The sequence below is a fragment of the Providencia sp. PROV205 genome, from assembly GCF_028479505.1.
Classification (GTDB): Bacteria; Pseudomonadota; Gammaproteobacteria; order Enterobacterales; family Enterobacteriaceae; genus Providencia; species Providencia huaxiensis.
This window is the reverse complement of record NZ_JAMPNU010000019.1, coordinates 82,174-97,520: the sequence shown is the minus strand read 5'-3', so window position 1 is coordinate 97,520 and position 15,347 is coordinate 82,174. Positions and strand designations below refer to the sequence as shown.

Genomic DNA, 15,347 nt, shown 5'->3' with positions numbered 1-15,347 from the left:
GTTGATTATATTATAATCAAAAATACGACATTTCTCAATGGAGAAAATACGACAAAAATAATAAGTTAAAATGACAAATATTTATTATTTTTCAATTTGATATAATTTATATGATATTGCAATTATTAGATTTAATTTTTAAAAATTAGTTCCTGATACGAAAGCTATGCGTAAACACTGTCGCTTTCCCCTGACGACAGAATCCAACTAACGTTAAGTTGGCTTTCTCTGCTACCTCAATAGCGAGGGCGGTAGCCGCAGAAACGGCAAATAAGATTTCAGCACCGCAACTGGCGGCTTTTTGCACCATCTCGTAACTCGCGCGGCTGGAAACTAGTACTGCGCCTTGTTGCCATTGGTTGCGATGTTTCATACCCAAAAGTTTATCAAGTGCTACATGACGGCCGACATCTTCACATCCACCGACTAATTGCCCTTCTGGAGATATCCATGCGGCAGCGTGGGTACAACCCGTCAGTGCGCCAATTTCTTGCACTTTTTTCAATTCATGTAATGCATTATCGAGGTGCGATAAAGAAAAAGTTTGAGTAAAAGGCAGAGGGGCGATCGGTTTGAAAATTTCGTCAAGTTGCTCTGTACCACAAATGCCACAGCCCGTACGCCCAGCTAGATTACGGCGACGTTCTTTGAGTTCCATAAATCGGCGGCTAGATAATTCAACCTGTACTTCAATTCCGCGGTTGCAGCCTTCAACGATATCAATTCCACGAATTTCATCACCTGACTGTATTATTCCTTCCGAAAGGGCAAACCCGACAGCAAAATCCGCCAAATCTTTTGGCGTTGCCATCATCACCACGTGAGATATGCCATTAAAGACTAAAGCGACAGGATATTCTTCCGCAACGTAATCATTAACGGGCAAATCAAGGTTGCCTTTTTGTTGCACAGTTGTGTGGTTTAAGCCAATCATTTTGGTTAATTTGGAGTCATTTGTAGTATTTGTTTCATACATTAGATGAATTCCTAGCATTAATGATACATAATATTAATTATGGGTAAAAAGAATTTACACCATTTGCCAGGCAATGAACCTGGATACGTAAGGATAACGTTGAATAAGAAGAGTTTACCTGATTATCGCGATTGACGTTAGGTAAACATGAGCAATGTAAATGAGGAGATCCCCATGCAAGTCAGCAGAAGGCAGTTCTTTAAGATCTGCGCTGGCGGTATGGCAGGTACGACGGCAGCGGCCTTGGGTTTTGCACCCGCCACCGCGTTAGCGTCAACGCGCCAGTATAAATTACTGCGTGCGAAGGAAACCAGAAATACCTGTACCTACTGTTCTGTCGGCTGTGGGCTGTTGATGTACAGCCTCGGTGATGGCGCGAAAAATGCTAAAGAGAGCATTTTCCATATTGAAGGGGACCCGGATCATCCGGTAAACCGTGGTGCACTTTGTCCGAAAGGTGCTGGACTTATCGATTTTATCCACAGTGAAAGCCGCTTGAAATACCCTGAAGTGCGTGAGCCGGGTACGAATGAGTGGAAACGTATCACTTGGAACGACGCATTTGATCGTATCGCTAAGCTAATGAAAGAAGACCGCGATGCGAACTTTATTGAGAAAAATAAAGATGGTGTGACGGTTAACCGTTGGCTAACCACCGGTATGCTGTGCGCATCGGCTGGTAGTAACGAAAGCGGATTTGTAACGCAAAAATTCACCCGCGCTCTCGGCATGCTTGCCGTTGATAACCAAGCGCGTGTCTGACACGGACCAACGGTAGCAAGTCTTGCTCCAACATTTGGTCGCGGTGCGATGACCAACCACTGGGTTGACATTAAAAATGCAAACCTAGTTGTCGTTATGGGTGGTAATGCGGCAGAAGCGCATCCAGTCGGTTTCCGCTGGGCGATGGAAGCTAAAATCCATAATAAAGCCAAATTAATTGTTATTGACCCACGCTTTACCCGTACAGCGGCTGTGGCGGATTTTTACACGCCTATCCGTTCAGGGACTGATATCGCGTTTTTATCAGGTGTTATCAAATATTTACTGGATAATGAAAAAATTCAGCGTGAATACGTGGAAGCGTATACCAACGCCAGTTTAGTTATTCGTGAAGATTATGGGTTTGATGATGGCCTGTTTACAGGTTATGACGAAGAAAAACGTCAATACGATAAAACCACGTGGAACTATGAGATGGATGAAAACGGCCTTGCGCTGCGTGATCCAACTCTGAAACACCCTCGTTGTGTATTGAACCTATTAAAAGATCACGTCAGCCGTTATACACCTGAAGTGGTGAATAACATCTGTGGGACGCCAATCAAAGACTTCTTGCAAGTCTGTGAGTACCTTGCAGAAACCAGCGCTAAAGATAAAACAGCCTCGTTCTTATACGCATTAGGTTGGACTCAACATACCGTGGGTGCGCAAAATATCCGTACCATGGCGATGATCCAATTACTGCTGGGTAATATGGGGATGTTAGGTGGTGGTGTAAATGCCCTGCGTGGACACTCCAATATCCAAGGTTTAACTGACTTAGGATTGTTATCTCAAAGCTTGCCGGGTTATTTAACCTTACCATCAGACAAACAAACCACATTAGAAAGTTACTTAGCTGCAAACACGCCAAAAGCGACGGTTGAAGGCCAGGTAAACTATTGGGGTAACTACCCGAAATTCTTTGTTAGTTTGATGAAGACGTTCTATGGCGATAAAGCGCAGAAAGAAAATAATTGGGGCTTTGATTTATTACCGAAATGGGATCAAGGCTACGATGTGCTGCGTTATTTCGAGATGATGGATAAGGGTGAAGTGAATGGCTATATTTGCCAAGGCTTTAACCCATTAGCCTCATTCCCGAATAAAAATAAAGTTGTTAAGTCGCTGTCAAAACTGAAATTCTTGATTACCGTTGACCCATTGAATACGGAAACGTCGAATTTCTGGCAAAACCACGGTGAAATGAATGATGTGAACCCGGCAGAAATCCAAACTACTGTATTCCGTCTGCCATCTTGCTGTTTTGCTGAAGAAAATGGTTCGATTGTTAACTCAGCGCGTTGGCTACAGTGGCACTGGAAAGGCGCAGATGCCCCTGGTGAAGCGATTAGTGATGGTGAAATCCTGTCCGGTATTTTCCACCGTTTACGCCAACTGTATGCCTCTGAAGGTGGTGCGGTGCCTGAACAAGTTCTGAGTATGACTTGGAATTACTTCGACCGTGATAACCCAACGCCAGAAGAAGTTGCCCAAGAAAACAATGGCTATGCCTTAGTTGACTTGAAAGATGCTGATGGCAACGTTATTGCGAAAAAAGGCGAATTGCTGAGCTCGTTTGCTCAATTGCGTGATGATGGTACGACCGCAAGTGGTTGCTGGATTTTCGCTGGTAGCTGGACACCAAAAGGTAACCAAATGGCCAACCGTGATAACTCTGACCCAACGGGTCTGGGTAACACATTAGGTTGGGCATGGGCATGGCCTCTGAACCGTCGTGTTATTTATAACCGCGCATCGGCAGACCCAATGGGTAAACCGTGGGATCCAAAACGCCAAATCCTCGAGTGGAATGGCAGCAAATGGATAGGCATGGATATTCCTGACTATAGCAATGCTGCACCGGGTAGTGGTGTTGGTCCGTTTATCATGCAGCCAGAAGGGATGGGGCGTCTATTTGCATTGGATAAAATGGCCGAAGGCCCATTCCCAGAGCACTACGAGCCGATTGAAACGCCATTGGATACGAATCCATTGCATCCAAATGTGGTCTCAAACCCTGCTGCACGCGTATTTAAAGACGACTGGGCGCAAATGGGTAAAGCGACAGAATTCCCTTACGTGGGAACGACTTATCGCTTAACCGAGCATTTCCACTATTGGACAAAACACGCCTTATTAAATGCCATCATTCAGCCACAGCAGTTCATTGAAATTGGTGAACGTTTAGCGAATGAGAAAGGTATCAAGCAAGGCGATACGGTGAAAGTTAGTTCCAAACGTGGTTACATCAAAGCGAAAGCGGTGGTGACCAAACGTATTCATACGCTGAAAGTGGCTGGAAAAGATATCGATACTATCGGTATTCCAATTCACTGGGGCTTTGAAGGCTTGGCTGTGAAAGGCTTTATTGCCAACACATTAACCCCGTATGTGGGTGATGCGAATACTCAGACACCGGAATTTAAATCATTCCTTGTCAATGTGGAAAAGGTGTAAGGAGATAAATTATGTCAATGCAATCTCAGGACATTATTCGTCGCTCTGCCACCAATTCCCTGACTCCCGCGCCTCAGGTGCGGGACTATAAGGAAGAAGTTGCAAAGCTTATCGATGTGACGACCTGTATCGGCTGTAAAGCTTGTCAGGTCGCGTGTTCCGAATGGAACGACATCCGTGACAAAATCGGTACTAACGTTGGGGTATATGATAACCCAACAGATTTAACCGCTAAGTCATGGACGGTAATGCGCTTCTCTGAAGTGGAAGAGAACGATAAATTTGAATGGCTGATCCGTAAAGATGGCTGTATGCACTGTGCTGACCCGGGCTGTCTGAAGGCGTGTCCTTCAGAAGGCGCAATAGTTCAGTACAAAAACGGTATCGTTGATTTCCAATCAGAGCACTGTATTGGTTGTGGTTATTGTATCGCGGGTTGCCCATTTGATGTACCGCGTATCAACCCAGAAGATAACCGCGCATACAAATGTACGCTGTGTGTTGACCGCGTTGAAGTTGGTCAAGAACCTGCATGTGTGAAAACATGTCCAACAGGCGCTATCCATTTTGGTAGCAAAGAGGACATGATTAACATGGCTGGCGAGCGTGTTGATGAGCTGAAAACACGTGGTTATGCAAACGCAGGTTTATATGACCCTGAAGGTGTTGGTGGTACGCACGTGATGTACGTTCTGCACCATGCAGATAAACCTCAGCTGTATCACGGATTGCCGGAGAACCCGACAATCAGCCCAACAGTGACTTTCTGGAAAGGTATCTGGAAGCCGTTAGCAGCGGTTGGTTTTGCTGCAACATTTGCGGCGGCCATCTTCCACTATGTGGGTATTGGTCCGAACCGCGTCTCCAAAAAAGATGAAGAAGAGGCTTTAGAAGATTTGCATAATGCAATGTCATCTGACACTTCGAAATCAAAAGAAGGGGAGGATCAGAAATGATGCCAGATGATAACGACAAAATTATCCGCCATAAACCGATTGAAAGGATCAATCACTGGGCGGTTGTGATTTGCTTTTTGTTCACCGCAATCAGTGGGCTAGGGTTCTTTTTCCCTTCACTAAACTGGTTTATGAACATTTTAGGCACGCCACAGCTGTCGCGAATTTTGCATCCATTCGTGGGGACGGCGATGTTCTTGCTGTTCGTATTTATGTTTTTCCGTTATTTCCACCATAACTTCATTAATAAAGAAGATATCAAGTGGGCAAAAAATATCGGTAAAGTACTGAAAAACGAAGAAGCGGGCGATGTTGGCCAATATAACCTCGGTCAAAAAGGGGTGTATTGGGTGGTGACTATCTGCTTATTGGCGCTGGTGGTCACAGGAGTGATCATGTGGCGTCCTTATTTCGCCGATTACTTCCCAATCCCTGTTTATCGTGCGGCGATCCTTATTCACTCGCTCTCTGCAATTGCGCTGATTATCATGATTGTGGTTCACGCTTATGCGGCGATCTGGGTGAAAGGCTCAGTTCGTGCGATGGTTGAAGGTTGGGTTACCCGTGGCTGGGCAAGAAAGCACCACCCGCTGTGGTACCGCCAACTTCTTGAAAAAGAAAAGCAACAAAAGCAAGAGCAAGAAAAGAATACATAAAGGTATTTAGCAAACGGAATATGTTTGTTAAAAATCTAAAACCCACAAAGTCGACTTTGTGGGTTTTTTTTACTATAATAGTGCTTATTTTAAGCTGCTACTATTTTTATATTTAATTTCAATATAAAAAACATTTTTTAGAACTAATCGTTTTCAACATTGAACTGATTTTTGCATTTTAATTATTAGAAATGATTCAATAAAATCGCGGTTATTATTGAATTATTTCTAATAATGATTTTTTTTACATTTTGTTTTTCTATCTATTTGTTATTTATTTGTTTTTTTGGTTTTATTGTTTGTCTTTATTCGATGGGTTAACTAAAGTCTAATTAAGAGCATCTAAATAATACATAGATTATTTGGTTTTATCATTATTCATTTATTGAACAGTAATAAAATTAATTGCTGTATTTTATTTTATTTTAGGGCTATTGAGTTAAAAGTAAATTTAATTAGTTAATTACTGGACATCGATAGTGATATTTAATACAAATAGTTGATAATTATTGAATATAATTTAATGGAGTGAATTGTTATTGTATTTAAAATAATTCAAATTTTCTATTAAATATAATTCATTCCATTCCATATACGATGGCTAAATAAAGAGGTAATACATGGATCTTCCTTTACAAGGTATAAAAGTGCTCGATTTTACTGGAGTACAATCAGGACCATCTTGTACTCAAATGTTAGCATGGTTCGGTGCGGATGTTATTAAGATTGAGCGTCCGGGAGTTGGAGATGTCACGCGTAATCAATTAAGGGATATCCCTGATGTGGATGCGCTGTATTTCACGATGCTTAATAGTAATAAGCGTTCAGTGGAATTAAATACAAAGACACCTGAAGGCAAAGAGGTTATGGAGCGGCTGATTAAGCAGGCCGACGTCCTCGTTGAGAACTTCCACCCAGGTGCGATTGACCATATGGGTTTTACTTGGGAGCACATTCAAGAACTAAACCCTCGCCTGATTTTTGGCTCTATCAAAGGCTTTGATGAAGACTCGCCTTACGCAGATGTTAAAGCTTATGAAAACGTTGCTCAGGCAGCAGGTGGCGCCGCCTCTACTACAGGTTTTTGGGATGGCCCTCCATTAGTGAGTGCCGCTGCGTTAGGTGATAGTAATACGGGTATGCATTTGTTGATTGGCTTACTTGCCGCGCTATTACATCGCGAGAAAACAGGAAAAGGCCAGCGAGTGACTATGTCGATGCAAGATGCTGTTCTTAACTTGTGCCGTGTCAAACTTCGCGACCAGCAACGTTTAGAGAAAATTGGTTACCTTGAAGAATACCCGCAATATCCAAATGGTACGTTTGGTGATGCTGTTCCTCGTGGTGGTAATGCAGGCGGTGGTGGGCAGCCAGGTTGGATCTTAAAATGTAAAGGCTGGGAAACTGACCCAAATGCTTATATTTATTTTACTATCCAAGAACAGGACTGGGAGCAAACCTGTGTCGCTATTGGTAAGCCTGAATGGGCAACTGACCCTGCTTACAATACACCAAAGGCTCGTCAGCCTCATATCTTTGATATTTTTGCTGAAATTGAAAAATTCTTAGCGGATAAAGATAAACATGAAGCGGTCGAATATTTGAGTAAATACGGTGTACCTTGCGCCCCTGTACTCAGTATGCGTGAAATTGCACGAGACCAATCTCTGCGTAAGAGTGGAAGTATTGTTGAAGTTGAGCAGCCAAAACGCGGAACTTACTTGACGGTGGGTTGCCCGATGAAATTCTCTTCCTTTACACCGGATATCAAAAGTGCGCCATTACTGGGTGAGCACACCGAGCAAGTTCTAACTGAACTAGGTTATAGCGCAGATGAAATTGCAGCTATGCGTACAAACAAAGCGATCTAACTTTAAAAATTTGGGAGTGATAAATCGCTCCCTTTAATCTTTCAATCAGTTAATTATGAGGTAGACATGTCTGCTGATCAAACCCAAAACCTGACTGATGGTATGCATATCATTGTCGATGCACTTAAAAAAAATGGCATTGATACAATCTACGGTGTTGTTGGAATTCCAGTAACGGACATGGCAAGGCATGCGCAAGCTGAAGGCATTCGCTATATTGGATTTCGCCATGAACAATCCGCGGGTAATGCAGCTGCAATTAGTGGTTTTATTACCCAGAAACCGGGTATCTGTTTAACAGTTTCAGCGCCGGGTTTTTTAAATGGCATGGTGGCACTCGCGAATGCAACCACCAACGGTTTTCCAATGATCCAAATCAGTGGTTCGAGCGACAGAGCGATAATTGATTTGCAGCAGGGTGATTACGAAGAATTAGACCAAATGAACACGGCAAAACCTTTTGTAAAAGCGTCTTATCGTGTGAATAAACCTGAAGATCTTGGTATCGCACTCGCTCGAGCTATTCGCGCTTCGGTATCAGGCCGCCCGGGTGGGGTTTATCTGGACTTAACAACGGAAGTTTTATCTGCTGTGATGGATAAAGACGCTGCGGATAAAACCATTTTTACCGTTGAAGACCCTGCACCAAGACAAATTCCATCACCTGATTCAGTAAATAAAGCCCTTAAGTTGCTGGCATCGGCTAAGCGGCCATTAATTATTTTGGGTAAAGGCGCAGCTTATGCCCAAGCGGATGACAATATTCGCCAATTTATTGAAACAACCGGTATCCCTTATTTACCGATGTCAATGGCAAAAGGGCTGTTACCAGATACACACCCACAGTCAGCGGCATCTGCTCGCTCATATGCCTTATCCAGTGCGGATGTTGTGGTGTTAATGGGCGCACGCCTTAATTGGTTGCTTGACCATGGTAAAGGCAAGCACTGGTCGCCAGAAACGCAATTCATTCAGTTAGATATTGAACCTTCCGAAATTGATAGTAACCGGCCAATAACCGCCCCCGTTGTTGGTGATATTTATTCAAGTATTGAGTCTTTATTGGCAGGGCTTAAATCAACCCCTGTTAAATCCCCAGCGGAATGGCTCGCTAGTATTGATGAGCACAAGAAAATTAATGTCGAGAAAATGGCAGTTAAGTTAAACACTGACACTTCTCCGATGAATTACTTCAATGCGTTACGTGCAATCCGAGATGTGCTGGTCGATCACCAAGACGTTTATGTCGTCAATGAAGGCGCTAACACGCTTGATAATGGACGAAATATTATTGATATGTACCAACCGCGCAAACGCTTAGATTGTGGAACATGGGGCGTGATGGGCGTTGGAATGGGTTATGCAGTCGGTGCCGCTGTAACCAGTGGTAAGCCGGTTGTGGCGATTGAAGGCGATAGCGCATTCGGTTTTAGTGGTATGGAAATTGAAACGATTTGTCGCTACAAATTGCCTGTCACTATTTTGATTTTCAATAATGGCGGAATTTACCGTGGTGATGGCGTAAATCTCCATGGTGACCAAGACCCTTCTCCTACCGTTTTAATGGGCGGCGCTCGTTATGACAAAATGATTGAGGCTTTTGGTGGCATTGGCTATCAAGCAACAACGCCAGCAGAAGTACAGGAGGCTTTGAAGGCCGGTTTAACATCGGGTCATCCAACCTTGATAAATGTTGTTATTGACCCTGCAGTTGGAACGGAAAGCGGCCATATTGGTAATTTAAATCCGAAGTCTGTCGTAAAAAATTAACGCAGTATAACGTTAACTAACAAAGATAACCCTACGCGGCTCATTTTTAATGAGTGGCGTACGGGGTCTTATTGCCAAAAATAGGTGGGTCTTATGGCTGATTTTATGTATAAGATTTTTATGAGCGACCTATTACCTATCATTATTATTATGGTATTAGGTTATGTGAGTGGTAAACGAAATGTGTTTACCAGTGACCAAGCAAAAGCATTTAATAAGTTGGTATTAAATTACGCATTACCTGCTGCATTATTTGTTTCTATCGCTCGCGCAAATCGAGAAATGATATTTGCAGACGCTAAATTGACTATTATTTCATTTGTAGTCTTACTTGTTTGTTTCTTTTTCTCATTTTTTAGCTGTAAATATATTTTTAAACATAGTCGTGGCGAAGCCGCAGTATGTGCATTAATTGCAGGTTCTCCGACAATTGGTTTCTTAGGGTTCGCGGTTTTAGACCCTATTTATGGTGAAACCGTTTCAACGGGGTTAGTTGTTGCCATTATATCCATCATCGTTAATGCCATTACAATTCCGATTGGCTTATTCTTACTGAACCCGTCTGATGCGGAAGGTAAAAAGGGCGGTGGCGGTATGGATGCATTAATATCAGCCTTTAAAGAACCTGTCGTATGGGCTCCAGTACTTGCGACTGCACTGGTACTGGTTGGTGTGAAAATTCCAACGGTTTGGGACCCGACATTTGATTTAATCGCGAAAGCAAACTCAGGTGTTGCGGTATTTGCTGCCGGTCTGACATTAGCCGCGAATAAGTTCGAATTCGATGGTGAGATTGTCTATAACACGTTATTAAAGCTAGTGTTAATGCCAGGATTAATGTTGCTGGCAGGCATGATGTTTAATATGGGAACAGAGCAACTGCAAATGATGGTATTAGCCGGAGCGTTACCACCTGCTTTCTCTGGGATCATTATTGCAAGTCGCTTTAATCTGTATACCCGCACAGGAACAGCATCGCTGGCGGTGAGTGTACTTGGTTTTATCATTGCTGCTCCAGCGTGGATCTACATCTCTCGACTCGTTTCATAGAAAGAGTCAATGGGGCAAAATGAGTTGCCATGGCGTGAGAGATTACGTCATGGCAGTTTTGTAAAAAGGTGAATTATGACTTCTTCAAAACCGCTTGATGGGATACGCGTTCTTGATTTTACAGGGGTTCAGTCAGGCCCATCTTGTACACAAATGCTTGCCTGGTTCGGTGCCGATGTGATCAAAATTGAACGGCCAGGGGTTGGGGATGTGACGCGTAATCAATTGCGAGATATCCCTGATGTGGATGCACTGTATTTTACGATGTTAAATAGTAACAAACGCTCTTTAGAGCTTAATACCAAAACGCCAGAGGGAAAAGCCGTAATGGAGAAGCTAATACGTCAATCTGATGTATTAGTTGAAAATTTTCATCCGGGGGCTATCGACCATATGGGGTTTACGTGGGAGTACATCCAAGAGCTCAACCCACGGTTAATTTTTGGTTCGATTAAAGGGTTTAATGAGAACTCGCCGTATGCGAATGTGAAAGCCTATGAAAATGTTGCTCAATCTGCTGGTGGTTCAGCATCGACAACGGGTTTTCCTGATGGCCCTCCAACGGTAAGTGCTGCAGCATTGGGCGATAGTAATACGGGCATGCATTTATTGATTGGCATACTGACGGCACTGTTGCACCGAGAAAAAACAGGTAAAGGCCAACGTGTGACGATGTCGATGCAAGATGCGGTACTTAACCTATGCCGTGTGAAACTGCGTGACCAACAACGGCTAGAAAAGCTGGGTTTTCTTGAAGAGTATCCACAGTATCCGAATGGTACATTTGGTGATGCGGTTCCCCGCGGCGGTAATGCGAGTGGGGGAGGACAACCAGGAACGATGCTTAAGTGTAAAGGCAGTGATACCGACCCAAATGCTTATATTTATTTTATTAATCAAGACCATAATTGGGAAAATACCTGTGATGCCATTGGGCGTCCCGAGTGGAAAACTGACCCTGCTTTTGCCACTACACAGGCACGCGCAAGCCATATCCAAGATGTATGGGATGCAATCGAAGAGATCGCCAAAGACAAAGATAAACATGCGCTAACCGATTATTTTGATCAGTTTGATGTGCCATGTTCTGCCGTATTAAGTATGAAAGAAATTATGGATGACCCTTCTTTGCGTCGTAGTGGCTCGATTGTTGAGGTTCAACAACCAAAACGAGGCTCATATTTAACGGTGGGTTGCCCAATGAAGTTTTCAGCCTTTATTCCTGAAATTAAAAGTGCTCCATTGCTAGGGGAACATAATAACGAAGTATTAAAAGAGCTTGGTTATAGCGATGAACAAATTATGGAAATGACAAAAAGTAATGTTATTTAATTAATAACATTAAATCCGCTCTTAATATGATTTTCTAAAAAAAGAAAATAAATATTGGTGGCTATATTTAGATGTTCGATACATTCAAATATAGCCGCTACACTCAGGCTATTATGACCTAAATGACATGGAATTATAGATATATATTTCCTATTTAATATTTATTTTTATCAATAGCAAAAAATTATTTATTTACTAATAAATTCTTTGAATAAGGATTATTGTATGAGTATTGCTGAAATAAAAAAAAGCAGTAAAGTAGCAGCCGTTGATTTTATTCCTGCATGGGGAGATTTAAATGGAAATATTCAACGTTTAGTCGAAGCGACAGAAAAAGTGGCCGCTCAAGGGGTTAATTACGCTGTATTTCCAGAAACGGCGGTGAGTGGTTATTTATTTTCTGACTCTACGGAATTAGCGCCTTATTTAGATACCATCCCTGGCAAAACGACAGCGGCAATACTGCCTATATTGGCTCGTACAGGGATGTATATGAGTGTCGGTATCGCGGAGCGGGATAGCGAAACAGGGCTAGCCTATAATTCCGCTGTTTTGATGGGGCCAGAAGGCATTATTGGTAAATATCGTAAAATAGGCCTGAATTCTCAAGATCAAAAAGTGTTTGCACCAGGTAATACCGGTGTTAAAACCTTTGAAACACCGATTGGCCGTATCGCCCTATTGATTTGTTATGATGATACTTACTGGCAATATGTTCGATTAGCTGCATTAGAAGGGGCGCAAATCATTGGTTGGCATTCCGTATCCGACCGTATGATGCCGAATGCGACTCCTGCCGAAATGCTTGGCGATCACTCAACCGTTGCACATGTGCAGCATATGAGTGCTTTTAACGGTGTCTGGGTAATTTGTGCAACACGTAGTGGAATTGAAACCAATCCAATTACTAAAGGGCAGCTTTATTATAATGGTGGTTCGAGCATATGGGCGCCATCAGGACATAAAGTGGCTCAATCTCCAGTGCTTAGCCCGCTAGAGCTAGAACCCGGGCTAAATGGTATATATAGTGCGACAATTGATTTAGATGAAGCAGATACACAACGCGATGCATTACTGGCGAAGCGTCGCTCTGAATTATATTTCCCAACACTCACTTTTCATCGCAGCCCAACAGATATCAATGCCACGTCAACAATAACACAAACGACGCTTATTGCAGCGCAGTGGGAAAAATCGGTTTCTAAACTAGACTCAATTCAAGTGGGGGAAAACGAGCTTCTGGTGCTTCCTGAGTTTTCCGCACTACCTTATACCAACGATCCCAACATTGTTTTGTCTTATGCTGAAAAACAAGGTGGCATTTTCGAGCAAACATTGTGTAAAGCCGCTCAAAAAGGGAAAGGGTATATTGTTGGAAGCTACCCTGAAATTGAAACGGATAGATTGTTCCATACGGTAGTACTTGCAGGGCCGTTAGGAGATATATTAGCGCGCTATCGTGTGACACATCTTAATGAGCGGGATAGTGGCTGGGCAACAGCGGGTAGTTCTGTGAGTGTGACAGCAACGCCAATTGGCCGTATTGCGCTGGCAGCCGCACATGAATTAGACGTACCTGAGTTAGGGGGGTTATATAGTACGTTACGCGCTGATATTCTTGCTGCGCCAGCGGGTATGCCGAGTGATTTAAAAGTGGAGATTGATAGCCATCTTTTTTCGGTTGAAGAGCCACCGACAGGGCGTGCCGATTTTATTCCTTATGCTATCGCTACATTAAACCAGTTATGGGTGGTTTGTGGCGGGCGAAACGAACGTGATTCTACGTCAGCGGCTATTTATGGACCAGAGCCTGTCGTGCTTACTCCAACCTTAACAGCACAACGAGGGGCTGAAGATGTGCGTTTGCAAGCTCAGGTACCTGCTCCTTTTACGTGGATTAACCAAGAACGGTTGGTGAGTGGTCAGCAAGCTATTTGGTTTCCCCCGTTAACACAGTAATGTTTATATTTTCCCGTTGTTGTTAGAGAAATAGCAACGGGATCTTATCATGAATAAAAGCCCTATTAATGGCTTCAATAATTAGATTATTAATATGCTGACTTTTCGACAGTTTGGTAGTCAAAAAACGTGGATTAAAACACTTCATTTTTTAGGGATTGTGGCCTCGTTGGTTTTAATAGCGAGTATTTCTATTGAAACCTTTAATCATGACCCCTTTCTCAAGCGGTCAATTTACTTTGATATTCAATTTTGGATCTGTATTTATTTTACATGTGATTTTTTTATTTTTTTATTTATTTCAAAAAATAAAAAAAAGTTTGTCAAAAAATACGCGATTATCGTTTTGTTATCTGTTCCGTATTTAACCATATTGGATTACACATCGATAAAATTTACTGAGGAGCAAATTTATCTTATTCGGTTTATCCCCTTATTTCGTGGTGGTGCAGCGTTTGTCATGCTTATGATGATGGTTGTAAAACGAAATACGACAGCACTATTTTTATCTTATATGATTTTGTTATTTTCAACGGTTTATTTTATTAGCTTAATTTTTTACATTTTCGAAAGGGGTCTTAATGTTGATGTTAAAACGTATGGGGATGCCATTTGGTGGGCGGCAATGACTGTCACCACATTGGGTTCAAATATTATCCCTGTGACGAGTGCTGGCAAAGTCATTACCACTATTCTAGCGGCTACCGGTATGACGGTTTTTCCTATTTTTACGGTATACATCACCTCGATTATTAGTCGACTAAGTCAGTCAGAAAAAGAATCATCAAGACAGGTAAGTAAACTATGATTTCCTCTCCAAAAGTTCCTTTTATGCAGCTACCCACTATCGCATTTTTATTAGCTATTGCGTCAGGAATGCTCGATGGATATGCCTTTTTTACGACTAAATCATTCGCTACTTTTCAGTCAGGCAATATTATTATGTTAGGCTATGAGTTTGCTAAGCACGGCCTAACCGCAGTGTTGCCTTATATTATTTCTATTATTTCCTTTGGTGCGGGGGCAATGCTGTTGGCATGGATCCGCTACCGCTATAATACCGATGAAAAAACATGGACATTTACATTATTATCACTGGAAATTGTCCTTTTATTATTACTCATTGTTTATATTTTTTTCTTTAATGTTCACTCTAATGGGTTTCATGCTGTTTGGGCTCTTTCTTTTATTGCCGGAATGCAAGGTAATGCGTTTCATAAGATTAATGGCATGCTATATGGCAATATTGCGGTTACTTTGAATGTACAACTAGGCTTTAGTTCATTGGCAGAGTCCATCGCATTTAAAGGCCAAGAAAGAAAAAGTGCGTTATATAAAAGTTATTGTTACTTTTTGACGCTATTGGGTTTTGCTGGCGGGGCTTTCATGATGGTGTTATTGGCTGATTATGTAAAGGAATATGCTTTATTTGCCACATTAATCCCACTATGTTTGATATTTTTCTTTGGCCACCAGTTTTCGAAAGAAAATAAAGGAATGCCAATAGATTCTAACTAGTTTGGGTGAAAGAGGCGGGGAGAGCCCCGCCTGCTAA

The 15,347-nt window shown here is 42.4% G+C and carries 11 protein-coding genes; 10 read left to right on the top strand and 1 reads right to left on the bottom strand.

Going from position 1 to position 15,347, the window contains the following annotated elements; all coding sequences use genetic code 11:
* Nucleotides 1-145: 145 nt before the first annotated feature.
* The gene (fdhD, locus tag PR800_RS12195; RefSeq protein ID WP_102140045.1) at nt 146-976 is read right to left on the bottom strand and encodes a formate dehydrogenase accessory sulfurtransferase FdhD; all 831 of its coding nucleotides are present in this window, start codon (nt 974-976) and stop codon (nt 146-148) included.
* A gap of 174 nt (nt 977-1,150) precedes the next feature.
* Between fdhD and fdnG the strand changes: the two genes are divergently transcribed.
* From fdnG to PR800_RS12145, 10 genes are all read left to right on the top strand, one after another.
* Nucleotides 1,151-4,198: a formate dehydrogenase-N subunit alpha gene (gene fdnG / locus PR800_RS12190; protein ID WP_272530922.1), complete on the top strand. Its 3,048-nt coding sequence runs from the start codon at nt 1,151-1,153 to the stop codon at nt 4,196-4,198.
* An 11-nt stretch (nt 4,199-4,209) separates the two neighbouring features.
* On the top strand, nt 4,210-5,154 hold the full coding sequence (gene fdxH, locus PR800_RS12185) for a formate dehydrogenase subunit beta (protein ID WP_102140043.1): 945 nt from the start codon (nt 4,210-4,212) through the stop codon (nt 5,152-5,154).
* The gene (gene fdoI / locus PR800_RS12180) at nt 5,151-5,810 is read left to right on the top strand and encodes a formate dehydrogenase cytochrome b556 subunit (RefSeq protein WP_102140042.1); all 660 of its coding nucleotides are present in this window, start codon (nt 5,151-5,153) and stop codon (nt 5,808-5,810) included. The genes fdxH and fdoI overlap by 4 nt, the downstream gene beginning before the upstream one ends.
* Before the next feature lie 620 nt (nt 5,811-6,430).
* Nucleotides 6,431-7,681, top strand: coding sequence for a formyl-CoA transferase (gene frc, locus PR800_RS12175; RefSeq protein ID WP_102140041.1), 1,251 nt, complete (start codon nt 6,431-6,433; stop codon nt 7,679-7,681).
* A gap of 66 nt (nt 7,682-7,747) precedes the next feature.
* Nucleotides 7,748-9,451 carry an oxalyl-CoA decarboxylase gene (gene oxc, locus PR800_RS12170; protein WP_239979462.1) on the top strand — a complete coding sequence of 568 codons (1,704 nt, stop codon included), beginning with the start codon at nt 7,748-7,750 and terminating at the stop codon, nt 9,449-9,451.
* Between the two features lie 105 nt (nt 9,452-9,556).
* Nucleotides 9,557-10,501: a transporter YfdV gene (gene yfdV / locus PR800_RS12165; RefSeq protein ID WP_004906833.1), complete on the top strand. Its 945-nt coding sequence runs from the start codon at nt 9,557-9,559 to the stop codon at nt 10,499-10,501.
* A gap of 75 nt (nt 10,502-10,576) precedes the next feature.
* Nucleotides 10,577-11,833, top strand: coding sequence for a formyl-CoA transferase (gene frc, locus PR800_RS12160; RefSeq protein WP_210843238.1), 1,257 nt, complete (start codon nt 10,577-10,579; stop codon nt 11,831-11,833).
* 225 nt (nt 11,834-12,058) lie between these two features.
* Nucleotides 12,059-13,792, top strand: coding sequence for a nitrilase-related carbon-nitrogen hydrolase (locus PR800_RS12155; protein ID WP_272530919.1), 1,734 nt, complete (start codon nt 12,059-12,061; stop codon nt 13,790-13,792).
* Between the two features lie 94 nt (nt 13,793-13,886).
* Entirely contained in the window at nt 13,887-14,600 is a 714-nt protein-coding gene (locus PR800_RS12150; protein ID WP_204354432.1) for a potassium channel family protein, read from the top strand.
* Complete coding sequence (locus tag PR800_RS12145) at nt 14,597-15,310, top strand: YoaK family protein (protein ID WP_272530918.1); 714 nt, start codon at nt 14,597-14,599, stop codon at nt 15,308-15,310. The genes PR800_RS12150 and PR800_RS12145 overlap by 4 nt, the downstream gene beginning before the upstream one ends.
* Nucleotides 15,311-15,347: the final 37 nt, after the last annotated feature.

Excerpts from the sequence above, each read along its gene's own strand:
- fdhD (WP_102140045.1), bottom strand. The coding sequence starts at position 976 with ATGTATGAAACAAATACTACAAATGACTCCAAATTAACCAAAATGATT.
- fdxH (WP_102140043.1), top strand. The coding sequence starts at position 4,210 with ATGTCAATGCAATCTCAGGACATTATTCGTCGCTCTGCCACCAATTCC.
- fdoI (WP_102140042.1), top strand. The coding sequence starts at position 5,151 with ATGATGCCAGATGATAACGACAAAATTATCCGCCATAAACCGATTGAA.
- frc (WP_102140041.1), top strand. The coding sequence starts at position 6,431 with ATGGATCTTCCTTTACAAGGTATAAAAGTGCTCGATTTTACTGGAGTA.
- oxc (WP_239979462.1), top strand. The coding sequence starts at position 7,748 with ATGTCTGCTGATCAAACCCAAAACCTGACTGATGGTATGCATATCATT.
- yfdV (WP_004906833.1), top strand. The coding sequence starts at position 9,557 with ATGTATAAGATTTTTATGAGCGACCTATTACCTATCATTATTATTATG.
- frc (WP_210843238.1), top strand. The coding sequence starts at position 10,577 with ATGACTTCTTCAAAACCGCTTGATGGGATACGCGTTCTTGATTTTACA.
- PR800_RS12155 (WP_272530919.1), top strand. The coding sequence starts at position 12,059 with ATGAGTATTGCTGAAATAAAAAAAAGCAGTAAAGTAGCAGCCGTTGAT.
- PR800_RS12150 (WP_204354432.1), top strand. The coding sequence starts at position 13,887 with ATGCTGACTTTTCGACAGTTTGGTAGTCAAAAAACGTGGATTAAAACA.
- PR800_RS12145 (WP_272530918.1), top strand. The coding sequence starts at position 14,597 with ATGATTTCCTCTCCAAAAGTTCCTTTTATGCAGCTACCCACTATCGCA.